This window comes from Mesorhizobium sp. M4A.F.Ca.ET.020.02.1.1 (assembly GCF_004022645.1).
Classification (GTDB): Bacteria; Pseudomonadota; Alphaproteobacteria; order Rhizobiales; family Rhizobiaceae; genus Mesorhizobium.
Genome location: NZ_RZOI01001410.1, coordinates 1 through 424, shown reverse-complemented (window position 1 = coordinate 424; position 424 = coordinate 1). Strand labels below are relative to the sequence as shown.

The 424-nt window shown below is 62.5% G+C and carries 1 protein-coding gene; it reads right to left on the bottom strand.

The genetic code is table 11. The features are described from left to right. A partial coding sequence (locus tag EN742_RS37430; RefSeq protein ID WP_189375788.1) for an ATP-binding cassette domain-containing protein occupies window positions 1-264 on the bottom strand: 264 nt, incomplete at its 3' end. Window positions 265-424 lie beyond the last annotated feature (160 nt).

The window sequence follows — 424 nt, the reverse complement described above, 5'->3', positions numbered from 1 at the left end:
CAGCTTGATCTCCTCGCCGTTGACGCGGATGATGCCGCTGGTCGGGTTTTCCAGGCAGTTGATGCAGCGCAAGAGCGTCGACTTGCCGGAGCCCGATCCGCCGATGATGGCGATCACCTCGCCGTCGCGCGCCGACAGCGACACACCCTTCAGCACGTGCAGTTCGCCGAATTTCTTGTGCAGGTTCTCGACATGAATGGCTTCGGCGGCGCCGCTCTGCGCCTCGCCGGATCGCACTGCGGCAGCTTCCACCGCGCTCACCATGTGGCCTCTGCAGGGGCGATGGCAGGTCGTCGAACGTCCATCCGGCTAATCAACATACGCTGCACTGTCCCGCTCCAGACTTCAGCATGGACCCGACAGCGCGAGCCCGTCAATCCCGCTCATTACGGCACTTGCGGCCTTGTTGCGCAAGTGTATAAAT